The 13097-nt window shown below is 46.1% G+C and carries 9 protein-coding genes; 5 read left to right on the top strand and 4 right to left on the bottom strand.

The features are described from left to right. Positions 1 to 88 precede the first annotated feature (88 nt). From pepT to MHH86_RS29960, 4 genes are all read right to left on the bottom strand, one after another. Positions 89 to 1321 carry a peptidase T gene (gene pepT, locus MHH86_RS29975; protein WP_076099720.1) on the bottom strand — a complete coding sequence of 411 codons (1233 nt, stop codon included), beginning with the start codon at positions 1319 to 1321 and terminating at the stop codon, positions 89 to 91. 95 nt (positions 1322 to 1416) lie between these two features. Next, positions 1417 to 2070 (bottom strand): sortase, encoded by a 654-nt coding sequence (locus MHH86_RS29970; protein ID WP_051491225.1) that lies wholly within the window; start codon positions 2068 to 2070, stop codon positions 1417 to 1419. 36 nt (positions 2071 to 2106) lie between these two features. Then, the gene (locus tag MHH86_RS29965; RefSeq protein WP_038573745.1) at positions 2107 to 3138 is read right to left on the bottom strand and encodes a hypothetical protein; all 1032 of its coding nucleotides are present in this window, start codon (positions 3136 to 3138) and stop codon (positions 2107 to 2109) included. 477 nt (positions 3139 to 3615) lie between these two features. Then, positions 3616 to 4629 carry an LLM class flavin-dependent oxidoreductase gene (locus tag MHH86_RS29960; protein ID WP_080742657.1) on the bottom strand — a complete coding sequence of 338 codons (1014 nt, stop codon included), beginning with the start codon at positions 4627 to 4629 and terminating at the stop codon, positions 3616 to 3618. Positions 4630 to 4887: 258 nt separating this feature from the next. On the opposite strand from MHH86_RS29960, the gene MHH86_RS29955 reads away from it, so the two are divergent. The 5 genes from MHH86_RS29955 (at position 4888) to pgmB (ending at position 13054) form a co-directional block, all read left to right on the top strand. Beyond that, a complete protein-coding gene (locus MHH86_RS29955) occupies positions 4888 to 5892 on the top strand; it encodes a LacI family DNA-binding transcriptional regulator (RefSeq protein WP_076316133.1) in 1005 nt (334 codons plus the stop codon). A 335-nt stretch (positions 5893 to 6227) separates the two neighbouring features. Beyond that, entirely contained in the window at positions 6228 to 7649 is a 1422-nt protein-coding gene (locus MHH86_RS29950) for an ABC transporter substrate-binding protein (protein WP_038574978.1), read from the top strand. Positions 7650 to 7822: 173 nt separating this feature from the next. Then, on the top strand, positions 7823 to 8911 hold the full coding sequence (locus MHH86_RS29945) for a sugar ABC transporter permease (protein WP_036682450.1): 1089 nt from the start codon (positions 7823 to 7825) through the stop codon (positions 8909 to 8911). Further along, positions 8911 to 10002 carry a carbohydrate ABC transporter permease gene (locus tag MHH86_RS29940; protein ID WP_038573741.1) on the top strand — a complete coding sequence of 364 codons (1092 nt, stop codon included), beginning with the start codon at positions 8911 to 8913 and terminating at the stop codon, positions 10000 to 10002. Before MHH86_RS29945 ends, MHH86_RS29940 begins: the two co-directional genes overlap by 1 nt. A gap of 46 nt (positions 10003 to 10048) precedes the next feature. Beyond that, positions 10049 to 13054, top strand: coding sequence for a beta-phosphoglucomutase (pgmB, locus tag MHH86_RS29935; protein ID WP_081384296.1), 3006 nt, complete (start codon positions 10049 to 10051; stop codon positions 13052 to 13054). Positions 13055 to 13097: the final 43 nt, after the last annotated feature.

Genomic DNA, 13097 nt, shown 5'->3' with positions numbered 1-13097 from the left:
AGTCTAAGAACATTAATAATCCCTGAGAGGTCTGGATCGGCCTCTACAGGGATTTTTGGTGTTTTAAAGGAGTGATGCGGATAATGCTTTAGGCTTTCTGTTCGAATAGCTTAGCAATCTCCACGATAACATTTACCGCTTTTACCATATTGTCCGCAGACGCATATTCGAATTTGCCATGGAAATTCTCGCCTCCGGTGAAAATATTAGGTGTCGGCAAGCCCATGTAGGAAAGCTGCGAGCCATCTGTACCTCCGCGAATCGGGCGGATGATCGGTGTGATGTTAAGGTTCTCCATCGCCTCATGGGCAATATCGACGATATGACGCACAGGCTCGATTTTTTCGCGCATATTGTAATATTGGTCCTTCATTTCAAGCACGATGTTCTCTTCGCCATGGATGCTTTTGAATTCTTCTACGACAGCTGAGAGATAAGCTTTACGTGCCTCGAATTTCTCACGGTCAAAGTCGCGGATGATATATTGCAGCTTGCTGAATTCAGGTGTGCCTTCTATAGAGCTTAGGTGATAAAAGCCATCATAACCGTCTGTATATTCGGGCGCTTCCTCAGCAGGGAGTCTGAGATGAAGTGCCATGGCGATTTTGGCGGAATGAATCATCTTTCCTTTTGCAGTACCAGGGTGAACATTAACGCCGTAGACTGAGATTTTAGCAGACGCAGCATTAAAGCTTTCATACTCTAATTCTCCGAGTGGACCTCCGTCTACAGTGTAAGCATAGGAAGCATTAAAAGCGGCTACGTCAAATTTATGAGGCCCGCGGCCGATTTCTTCGTCTGGTGTGAAGGCAACTCTAATCTTGCCGTGTTTGATTTCTGGATGTTGAATGAGGTAATGCATGGCGGTCATAATCTCAGCAATACCGGCTTTATTATCTGCGCCAAGCAGGGTCGTGCCATCAGTTGTAATTAAGGTGTGGCCTTTGTATTCCGCCAGCTCCGGAAAGCTCGCTGTGGACAATACAACATTCAGCTCTTTATTCAAAAGAATATCTTGACCATCATAGTTCTCGATAATCTGTGGCTTCACATTCGTTCCGGTAAAATCAGTCGCCGTATCCAAATGGGCTAAAAAACCAATGGTCGGAACATCCTTGTCCGTATTCGCAGGGAGTGTCGCCATAACATAGCCATGCTCGTCCACCTGGACTTCCTCCATACCGATTTCCTTAAGCTCTTCAACCAGCTTGTGGGCCAGAACCATCTGTCCCGGAGTGGATGGGCAAGTCTCATTATCTTCATTCGATTGGGTATCCATTTGTGCATACGAAATAAACCGTTCTACAACCTCTTTCTTCACCTTGGGTCATCTCCTCTTTACTATTGTATATATATAGTATCACTTTCCATATAAGGTCTCATCCCTGAGGAAGAAGATTGAGGTAATATTTAGGTTTAATGCGGTAATATTTCTTGTTTCACTAACTTCGCTGAAAGTAAATAACGGTCCGGTGCAGATCCCACATATGAAAAGGGATAACAGGTAATCAACGTGAGGATGGCCTTATCACTTGGCTTTATAGCACCACGTTCGTCCCCGTCAACAATTGTGCTGCCTGTTACTTCATAGGTAAAAGTCCCGTCCGTACTTTCCAGCTCGATAAGATCTCCAGCCACGAGTTCTCCCAGATTACGGAACACTGTATCGCGGTGGCCTGCGAGCACACTATTGCCGGTGGCACCGATAGCTGCGCTGCCTTTATAATGTCCGGCTCCCTTTTTTAGCTCGGGGCTTTCCGTGCCTTCTAGCACTGCGATCTTTTTGTTTAATTTGGGGAAACGAATCTCTCCTATGATTTCACCTTCTGTATAGGAATGAGCGGGGGGCGGCTGTTCCTTGGCTGAACTGACCATTCCCAAGGGAAGAGGGGTTTCTTCGGCAGAACGGGAGTGGGCGACTGTTTCCTCCCTCTTTTTTGCCCAATCATTTAAAGCCTGTTTAGCTTCGATCGGTGCTTTGACCACCTGTACAACCGAGTAAATCAACACAACTAAAGAGAGTATGAAGATTAGCTTCACGGCTAGCAAGACACCATTACGCTCCTTCATACTCTCTCACCTCCAGACTTATGCTGCAAAATGTGGTTATTTCTTCGATTTCAATCTGCGCATGATAATCACGCTGAGTACCGCAATGGCTAAGCTGGCAAGAATCAAGTTATACCAAGGCTCAGCGGTATTCGGAAGCTTGTTGCCAACCTCTGGTGCCCCCAGTGGAAGCTCATCATCAGGCAAGGCGATTTCATTGCTTGGCTGCGGTGTTGCGCTGGTAGTTTGGCTGCCAGCACTTGGTGATGCTGTTGGCTCATTATCGCCTCCACCCAGTGGGATCGGTGCTTCAGTAACACTAATTTCATCTACTACTGTTGAAGCTGTAGGTGTTGGCGATGGTGTTGGTGTCGTTGATTGCCCTGGTGTGGCGACTGCCGTTGCAGTTGGTGAAGCGGTAGTTGTCGGTGAATCTGTCGGTGTCGTGGTTGGTGATGCTGTTGCTGTCGGCGAAGCTTCAGGTGTAGCTGTAGCCGTGGCAGTAGGTGTCGAAGTTGGCTCTATTGTAGGCGTAGTAGTCGCTGTCGGTGTTGGCTCAGGTGTAGGCTGAGCTGTGGCCGTTGCTGTCGGTGAAGGACTAGGTTCAGCGGATGGCTCCGGTCCTCCAGAAGCGGAGAACTCAAAGGCTACAGTTGTGGTTTTACCTTGATATTCGTTCCCTGCTTCCCACGGGAAAATTACATCCATTTGGATTACACTTTGTTCTCCCCCGGCAAGTGAACCGATGGTAACTCTTCCGGCAGCCTCGCTCATCACCCCTGAATAGATGATTACTCCCTCTTTTTCGAGTGTCATTTGGAGAATATCGTATAATTCTGCGTCTCCAGAGATGAATTTGAAGTCCACATAGTAATTAAAGCCCTCACTACCTGCATTAATAATTGTGTATTCTGAGTTCGTTTCATCACCAGGCTGCATATTGTTCATGGTGGTTGTGCTCGTCGTATGCGAATTCACCGTAAGCTTAATGGTATCTTGCGCACTAACTCCGCCAGCATGCCAGATGACTCCTGCTAGAATAGTCAGGATATAAGCAGCTATGAAAGCCGAGCGATATTTCTTCTTCACTTTACTCGCTCCTTTCTCCTGAACCCCATATTAAATTTTGTAGACATCATTTGCGGGTTTCCGGCAAATTCTTCTTTTCTAATCGTATTTTCCATCAAACATTGTCGAAATAAGTAGTATCTCACAGAACCACTTTTTTGTGCGCATGCAGGAATCTCCGTGAAAGCGGAAGGAGAGGATAGAGATCTACCGTCAATTCGTTCGTTATAGCGAATAACTAAAGTATAATCAAAATAATATCTAAACAAAAATGGGATATTAGAAGAAAATTCATCATATTTGATCAAATATCAGTTATATTAATGGATTTACAGCAGTTTTCTCTATTTAACTCTTTATTTTTATATAATTCATTGTTTTAATTGTGTTTTATTGAGAACGATTATGAATGCAAAATAAAAAGGCAAGACATACATCTGGAATAGGGCTCAAACCCCGATACCAGACCTATCGTCTTGCCTTAATTATGATGATAAATTAGATTTCCTTCATAGCTTCGGCTACAATCTCATAAGAGCGTAGACGAGCGTTATGATCATAAATTCCACCAGAAACAATCAATTCATCGGCCTGTGTCTCTTGCAGAATTTCTTGAAGCCGTTCTTTAATTGCTGCTTTATCACCAGCGAAAGAGTAACGCTGCTTCTCAAGCATGGCTGCTTTTTCTTGCATCGTCCATAGCCCCTCCATACTATCAACCGGTGGTTGTAACTTCCCCGTACGTCCGCGGATGATATTAAGGAATTGCTGCTGCTGCGAGGTAGCCAGTCGTCTTGCCTCATTCACAGTATCGGCCGCTGTAATGCCAACTCCGACCATCACATAAGGCTTGTCTAGTGCTGCTGAAGGACGGAAATTGCTATGATAGATGTGTAAGGCCTGTAGTAAATACTCTGGTGCGAAATGGCTGGCGAAAGCAAAAGGTAAACCTAGTTTTCCTGCCAGCTGAGCACTAAAACCGCTGGAGCCCAGCAGCCAGATGGGGATATTCAAGCCTTCACCGGGAACCGCACGAACTCCGGCCGGTCGTGATCCTGCACCTGCAGGATCGAAGTAGGCTCTGAGCTCACTTAACTGCTCGGGGAAGTCACTGCCGTCGCTTCCGAGACCACGGCGTAGCGCACGGGAAGCCGGTTGATCCGATCCCGGGGCTCTGCCCAGTCCTAAATCAATCCGTCCTGGATATAGGGATTCGAGGGTCCCGAATTGTTCAGCAATGACAAGTGGTGCGTGGTTGGACAACATGATGCCTCCAGAGCCTACGCGTATGCTTTTTGTGCCGCCAGCAATGTGGCCAATTAAGAGTGAGGTAGCAGAACTGGCAACACCAATCATGTTGTGATGCTCAGCAAACCAATACCGGTGATAGCCCCATTCCTCAGCATGTTGAGCTAAAGCTAAAGAGTTATGAAAAGAGTCTGCCGCTGTGCCACCCTCCACAATAGAGGCTAAGTCCAGTACGGAGAATCGAATATCGCGCTGTTGCTTCAATGTAATCCCTCCTATAATAAACGCTCAGATAGTCTAGAGCAGTATTTGTAGCTGCGAATAATGCTACTCGCCTAGTATACCATGTAATAAAACTATATACACACTTTAAGTAAGTTATACGCACTTTGTAATGATTAGATAAGGAATAAGTATGTCTTTTAAATAAAATGTAAGCGCTTTAAAAAATTTGTTGTTATTTCTTAACGGGCTTGCTATAATCACATCGAAAAGTTACCTGAAAAAAAGGAAGTTATCGTTATGAAGCCAACCATAAGAGATGTTGCCAGAATGGCGGAGGTGTCGATCAGCACCGTATCGCGTGTTATGAATGCACCGAATACGGTCGTAGAGAGCAAACGGAATCGAGTGATGGAGGCTGTAGAACGTTTGCAATATCAACCAAATGCGTTTGCACGGGGCCTGATCTACAAGAAGTCTTTTACACTGGGCCTGCTGATTCCGGATATTGAGAACCTGTATTTCGCAGGGGTTATTCGGGGAATGCAGGATGCATGCATCAAGCTTGGATACAGTTTAATGATCTGCAATACGGACCGCGACAAAGAACGGATGTTGTCTTACATTGATAACTTCCATGAGAAGCAGGTGGATGGGATCGTGTTCGCCAGTGATGTCCTTTATCCTGAGACACATGACAAATTAGTCGGTTGTAGAATTCCTTTTGTGTTGGTATCCTCGCATTCTGATGAGTACGACATTCCATCTGTGGAGGTGGATGATGAACAGGCGGCTTACGATGCGGTAAAGTTTCTGATTGATTTAGGGCATAAGGACATTGGCATGATTGGTTTTAACCATGAAAACTCCGTATCCGGCCCGCCTCGTTATGAGGGTTTTGTAAGAGCACTAACAGAGTTTGGACTACAGCAGAATATTGTGAAGAGCAAATATGCCAATCACCGGTTCGAACACGCCTATCAAGCGGCGCATGAGTTGTTTACTGATTATCCCGAGCTGACTGCCGTTTTCTGTGTTGCTGACGAATTTGCAATGGGGACGATTTCTTATCTGAAGGATCGTAATATTCTAGTTCCGGGGCAGGTATCTGTGATTGGATTTGATAATTTGCGGATGTCGAGTATGTTCATTCCAAAGCTGACCACAATTGCACAGCCGATTTATGAGTTAGGTTATCGGGCGGCGGAGATGCTGCATGAATTGCTCACAACAGGTGGTGTCCAGGTATTGAATGAAAAGATGGAGCATAAGCTGATTGTGCGGGAATCCACGCGGGAAAAATAAAGGCCCTTTATTTTTGTGACCTTCTTCTGAAAAGCTTTTCAGAGCTATGTATCGGTCTTAATTAAAATTTAAATGTTAGGATAGAAAATAGTATGAATTCTTATGAAAAACATCTCATTTTCCGATTGGAAACGGTTACTGATTATGATAATATAAAAAATGTAAGCGCTATTATTAAATTACATTTGTGATGGAGTTTGATTTTAGGATATTTACCTGTCTTCTGAAAAGCTTTGCAAGGAGGTGATCTGCTACAAGCTGCTAATACATGCCAGGGTGCCCGGATGATTGAATATGATGTTATCTCTATAACCATTAAAGGGGATGTACAAAAGATGAAGAAGATCTCAGGACGTAAAAAGTCGTTGGCATTAGTACTGTGTTTATCCTTCACAATGACGCTGAGCGCATGCGGCGGAGGCAACAATAATGCGGCGCCTACAGATCCACCGGCGGCAACAGTCAGCCCAACAGCAGATAACACCGAGAAAGCGACAAACGCACCTAGTGCAGAACCTTCGGGTTCCCCGTTAGATTTAGCGATGAAAGGTGAATATAAAGGGACTAAAGTAACAATGTTTGGCCCCTTCGTAGATGCTGACCAAGTGAAATTTGAGAGCAGCATTAAAGAATTTGAAGAGAAGACAGGGATCGATATTCAATACGAGGGCTCCAAGGAGTTCGAAGCTACAATAAATATTCGTGTGGACGGCGGTAATGCTCCTGATATCGCTGACTTCCCGCAGCCGGGACTGCTGGCGTCGATTGCTAAGACGGGCAAGGTTATCGATTTGACCAGCGTGCTGGATCAAGACAAATTGACGGCTAATTACAACAAGAGCTGGCTCGATATGTCTACGATGGACGGAAAAGACGGGAAGATCATGGCGGGGATTTGGAACCGCAGTAATGTAAAAAGCTTGGTATGGTATCCAAAGAAACAATTTGATGATGCAGGCTACAAGGTTCCTGAAACTTGGGATGAGCTGATGGCGCTGACGGAACAAATTGCTAAGGATGGCGATCCTGCCTGGGCTATTGGCATTGAGAGCGGTGCTGCAACGGGTTGGCCAGCAACAGACTGGGTCGAAAATATAATGCTTCGTACGACTACGCCTGAGAACTACGATAAATGGGTAAAAGGTGAACTGCCATTTACTTCACCAGAAGTAAAAAATGCTGTTGAAATCATGTCTAAAATTTGGCTCAACAAGGATTATGTTTACGGTGGCGCTAAGTCCATCGTGACGACATCCTTCGGGGATGCCCCAGCGCCAATGTTCACTGATCCGCCTAAAGCCTGGTTTAATATGCTTGGTAACTTTATTACAAGCTTCTTCCCTGAAACGGCAAAGGTTGATCAGGATTATGATTGGTTCTATTTGCCACCAATTGATGCGCAATATGGTAAACCAGTGCTGGTTGCAGGTGATATTTACGCTATGTTCAACGATCGTCCAGAGGTTCGTGCAGTCATGGAGTTCTTCACCACTGGAGAGTCGATTAAGAGCTGGGTACAATCTGGCGGCGTAATTGCTCCTATGAATGATGCTTCCCTTGATTGGTATACCTCTGAATCCGATCGCCGGATGGCGAAGTTGGTTCAAGATGCTTCCACACTGCGTTTTGATGGCTCTGACCTGATGCCGGGTAAAGTGGGTGCAGGCACCTTCTGGAAAGGGATGACCGACTATGTGAGCGGTACAGCGACACTGGATCAAGCCTTGGAACAAATCCAGTCCGGCTGGAACAACTAACCTAATATTTAAAGCGCACAGTAAAAAGAGGGGCAGTGGGAAAAGAGGAATGTCTGCCCCTCTTTTTGTTTTCTAACTAGTGAGTTCGATGCTTATGATAAGAGTTTTGCTCCGCAAAACTTATAGGAGGAGCTGGAGCTAATATGGGTGCACAATCACAGCCACAGCCACAAATGCCAACACAACCACAAGCTAGGCCAACCGTCAGCCTGAAGGCGGTAATGCTGTCCCTAGTAGTGTTGTTAGCGAATATTGTTGTTAACGGCGCAATCTTTTTATTCTTCCGGGATTCCACATTAAATCCGCTGCTAACAGCGGTTCTGGCTGTCCTCTGGGGAGTTCTAGGTGTTTATCTGATTTACTATACACTGACTTGGGCGGTTGAGCAGTACCCTGATCATATCCGGCGAAAGGTGCTGCCTTATATCTTTATTGGTCCGGCAGTGATTATTCTGGGCTGGTTACTGGTCCTGCCTGCGCTGCGAACATTATATTTGAGCTTTTTTAATGCTTCTTCAGAAAAATTTGTGGGCCTGAGCAATTATGCAGCGATCTTTAGCGATCATCTGATGGCAACGGCATTGCGTAACAATTTACTTTGGGTATTCGTCGGTACGCTGGCCTGTGTAGCATTCGGGCTCTTAATTGCTATTCTTGCCGATCGCAGCAGCTATGAGAAAATTGCCAAATCGATCATCTTTATGCCGATGGCGATTTCCTTTGTAGCGGCAGGGGTCATTTGGAAATTCGTATATTACTATCAACCGGGTGACGAACAAATCGGGCTGTTGAACGCAATCGTTACTTATTTTGGGGGAGAACCCCAAGCCTGGACGAGTATGCTTCAGCCATGGAATAACTTTTTCCTCATTATCATTTTGATCTGGATGCAGACTGGATTTGCAATGGTGATTTTCTCGGCGGCAATCAAAGGGGTTCCTGACGACATTTTGGAAGCTGCACGAGTGGATGGAGCAAATGAGGTGAAGATTTTCTTTGGAATCATGATTCCATATATTTCATCAACCATTCTGACAGTGACAACGACCATTATCGTCTTTACGTTGAAAATATTTGACGTCGTCATGGTGATGACAGGAGGTCAATACGATACAGAGGTTGTTGCTACACAGTTCTACCGGCAATTCTTTATGTACCGTAATTTCGGCTACGGCTCCACGCTGGCTATTGTTCTACTGATCGCGGTGCTGCCTGTAATCATAATCAATCTACGTCAGTTCCGTAAGCAGGGGGGATTCTAATGGCTGGCAAAAAGAAGAGAAAAGGCAGCAAAACGATTGTAAATATCGTGCTGGGTGTGATCTGTTTTATTTGGCTGCTTCCGACTCTTGGGCTATTTATTTCCTCCTTCCGTCCGGCTGCTGACATTCTGCAGACTGGATGGTGGAAAGCTTTTCCCCACCAGGAGTGGAAGGCTGGAGAGACGATTCAGCTATCCAAGGACGTGGATCTTCGGGAGCCAATTGAGGTGAACGGTAAAACTTATACAGATGATGAGCTGAAGGCTGGCGTTAAGGCTGATGGCAGCCGGCTTATGTGGGAGAATCGTAGAGCACGTACCGTAAATGAACAGATACAAGGTTGGAAGATGACACCGGATCTCACACTGGATAACTATAATAATGTGCTTTCCGGTAAGGAATACAAGCTGAAACAGGCTGATGGCAGTGAAACGGTGCAAAAAGGCTCCGGATTGTCACAGGCCTTCTGGAATACGCTAACGATCGCTGTTCCAGCAACAGTTATTCCGGTGTTGATCGCTTCTTTTGCTGCATATGCTTTTGCCTGGCTGCGGTTTCCTGGGCGCAAAATTCTTTTTGTCATCATTATTGCAATGCTCGTCATTCCGATACAGGTTGCGCTTATTCCAGTGCTTAAGGATTATACCGCACTTGGGCTAAACGGAAGTTATCTGGGAATTTGGCTGGCGCATACGGCTTTTGGATTACCGCTGGTTACGTACTTTATGTACAACTTTATCAGTCAATTGCCTAAGGATTTGTTCGAATCGGCTTTCATGGATGGGGCAAGTCATTTCACTATATTCAGTAGGCTAATTCTGCCTCTATCAGTGCCAGCACTGGCTTCTATCGGGATCTTCCAATTCCTATGGGTGTGGAATGACTATTTAGTCTCATTGATTTTTATCGGCAATCAACCGTCTGTGCAAGTTATGTCGATGAAAATTGCCGATTTAGTAGGCTCACGAGGCAACGATTGGCATTTACTTACTTCGGCTGCATTTATCTCCATGCTGATGCCGCTCGCTATTTTTTTCCTGCTGCAAAAGTATTTCGTCAGAGGGCTTATGGGTGGGTCGGTGAAAGGTTAATGATTTAGAACCCGAATGAAACTGTGATCAGGGGGAGCTTAGAGAGATGAAGATGAAACCATACGTACATCCGGCGGCGGTATATCCTTACCGGGAGTGGAGTCTTGATGAGGAAGCTTATAGTGAAGAGAACAATCAAAGAAGCGAGAGTATTTTTGCTCTTGGCAATGGATATATTGGCATGCGCGGTAATTTCGAAGAAGGTTACCACAGCAGCTCAGGCTCGTCTGTAACAGGCAATTATTTGAATGGTTTTTTTGATTCGGAGCCCATTGTATATCCAGAGGGAGCCTACGGATATCCATCCCGCAATCAAGCGATGCTGAACGTGACAGATGCCAAGATTATTGAACTGAGTATTGAAGGGCAGACCTTTCAGTTAAACAGTGGGCAAGTGCACCATTATGAACGAAAGCTGGATATGCGAAGCGGGGTTCTGCATCGGCAGGTAGATTGGGAATCTCCAGCTGGTCACCGGGTACAGCTTCATATCCGGCGGATGGTGACTTTGCAGCACAAACATCTGGCGGCGATAGATTATGAGGTTAAAGCGCTGAATTTCAGCGGAGTGCTTACCTTCACTTCATCCATCGACGGCAAGATCCAAAAACCTAAGGTAACGGATGATCCCAGATTGGGCTCGGGAGGCAAGGAGCCCAGTCTGCTCCTGGAGGATACTGGTCATGAACCGGGACAGTCCTTCTTATGGATGAAGCAGCGGACGCGGCATACCCAGTTTGCCTTATTAACAGGGGTAAGTCATAAGCTCGATTCAAGATCTGAGGATAAAAGGACCGTGCAGCATGAGGGGCAGAAATTATCCATGCAGTTTGTCGTCCCGGTGGAGCGTGGGGAAAGCGTCTCATTAACCAAATATATCTCTTACCATACCTCTAAAGATTATCCAGAAGACGAACTACTCAGTAGAAGTACTGAAATATTACACTTAGCAGACCATAGCGGGTTTGAAGCACTTGCCCAGGAACAGCAGGCTTATCTGGATCGATACTGGGCACATACGGATGTGGAGATTCATGGTGATCTTGCGCTTCAGCAGGGCATTCGCTTTAATGCTTTTCAACTGCTTCAATCCGTAGGCCGTGATGGGGTTACGAATATTGGAGCCAAGGGATTAACGGGTGAAGGATACGAAGGGCACTATTTCTGGGATACCGAGATGTATATGCTGCCCTTCTTTACGTTCACACAGCCGGAGATTAGCCGAAAGCTGCTCGAATTTCGTTATGCCACGTTAGATAAAGCACGGGATCGTGCAGCGGTAATGTCGCAGAAGGGAGCCTTGTTCCCTTGGCGGACTATAGACGGGGCAGAGAACTCTGCGTATTTCCCGGCAGGCACGGCGCAAATGCATATTAATGCGGATATTGCGTATGCCATCAAGCAGTATGTACTGGCTACCGGAGATTATGATTTTTTGGTTACGAAGGGAGCGGAAATTTTATTCGAAACTTCCCGCTTTTGGTTGGACTTGGGGTACTTTAATCCGGCTAGGGGTGGTGCCTTTTGTATTGATGCAGTAACCGGCCCTGATGAATATACAGCTATCGTCAACAATAATGCATACACCAACTTTATGGTACAGGATCAGCTTTATTATGCACACGAGATAGCAGGGATATTGTCTAAGCAGTATCCTGAGCATTTTGAACGCCTGAAGCAAAAAATCGGTCTGACTGAGCATGAGACATTAGTGTGGCTGGAAGCGGCGGACAAAATGTTTATCCCCTTTGATGAGGGGCTTGGCATTTATGCTCAAGACGACACGTTTCTCTCCAAGAAAAAGTGGGATTTCGAGCATACACCAGCCGATAAATATCCGCTGCTGCTCAACTACCATCCGCTGGTAATTTACCGGCATCAGGTGTTGAAACAGGCGGACTTGGTAATGGCGATGTTTCTGCTGGGTGACCAATTCAGCTTGGCGGATAAGATCCGGAATTATAATTATTATGAGCCGCTGACGACGCATGATTCTTCATTGTCACCGTGCATTCACAGTATAATATCTGCTGAGATTGGTGATTTGACGGGAGCCTATTCCTATTTTGACCGCACGGTACGGATGGACTTGGATGACATCAACCGCAACGTCAAGGATGGGCTGCATACTGCTGCTATGGCAGGCTCCTGGCTGTCGATTGTGAATGGTTTTGGTGGCATGCGCTTATGCGGCGGGATGTTATCATTTAATCCTAGTGTGCCAGCGCAGTGGGAGAGCTATCGGTTTAAAATAACAAGTGCTGGACAGCTATTGGATATTTTTGTGAGTGATACAGAAGTGATCTATACGCTGCTGGAGGGCGAAGAGCTTGAGATTATGCATAAGGGAAACCTTATACAGTTGTCTGCACAGAAGCCGCTGAGGCTTTCAAATGTGAAGCAGCTTGAGGCTGTTATTTTCGAGCTGGACGGGATAATTACTGACACTGGAGAGTATCATTATGAGGCTTGGAAGGATCTGGCGGATGAGCTTGCACTTTCTTTTGATCGAGAGAAACATAAGAGTCTCAAGGGCCTAAGTCGAATGGAATCTTTAGAAGTCATTCTGGAGAGTAGTGGACTGAATTTGCCGCAACCGGTAAAGGGAATGCTCTGCAACAAAAAGAACGAGAAGTACAGACAGCTTGTTCAGCAAATGACGCCTGCTGAGCTGTATCCGGGTATCCACAGCGTGTTGTCCGATTTACAGCAAAGAGGGATCGCTATCGGACTGGCCTCAGTTAATGAGAATGCGCTGCTGATTCTCGAACGCTTGCAGATCGGGCATTGGTTTCAGGCGGTGGCTGACCCTGGCAACTTGCGTAGAAGCAAGCCAGATCCAGAGATTCACTTGCAGGTTGCAGAGATGCTGGGCATATCCCCAGACTGCTGCGTGGCGATTGAGGATACCGAGGAGGGAATAGCCGCAATTAATGCTGCTGGTATGAGGTCGGTGGGAGCCGGAGTGGCGCTCGTGACCGAGACCGCGGATCTATGTCTGGCTTCCACCGCAGAGATAAGCGTAGAGAAATTGTTAGAGCTGTTTGCGTAGTTACCCTGATAAGCAGCAAACCTCCCGATCATGGGAGGTTTGC

Origin of the sequence: Paenibacillus sp. FSL F4-0097 (assembly GCF_038593125.1) — a bacterium.
Classification (GTDB): Bacteria; Bacillota; Bacilli; order Paenibacillales; family Paenibacillaceae; genus Paenibacillus_AQ; species Paenibacillus_AQ odorifer.
This window is presented reverse-complemented; position numbering and strand designations above follow the sequence as displayed.

What these genes read in the sequence shown, in the direction of transcription:
- MHH86_RS29970 (WP_051491225.1), bottom strand. Translation starts at nt 2,070, where the DNA reads ATGAAGGAGCGTAATGGTGTCTTGCTAGCCGTGAAGCTAATCTTCATA.
- MHH86_RS29955 (WP_076316133.1), top strand. Translation starts at nt 4,888, where the DNA reads ATGAAGCCAACCATAAGAGATGTTGCCAGAATGGCGGAGGTGTCGATC.
- MHH86_RS29950 (WP_038574978.1), top strand. Translation starts at nt 6,228, where the DNA reads ATGAAGAAGATCTCAGGACGTAAAAAGTCGTTGGCATTAGTACTGTGT.
- MHH86_RS29945 (WP_036682450.1), top strand. Translation starts at nt 7,823, where the DNA reads ATGCCAACACAACCACAAGCTAGGCCAACCGTCAGCCTGAAGGCGGTA.
- MHH86_RS29940 (WP_038573741.1), top strand. Translation starts at nt 8,911, where the DNA reads ATGGCTGGCAAAAAGAAGAGAAAAGGCAGCAAAACGATTGTAAATATC.
- pgmB (WP_081384296.1), top strand. Translation starts at nt 10,049, where the DNA reads ATGAAGATGAAACCATACGTACATCCGGCGGCGGTATATCCTTACCGG.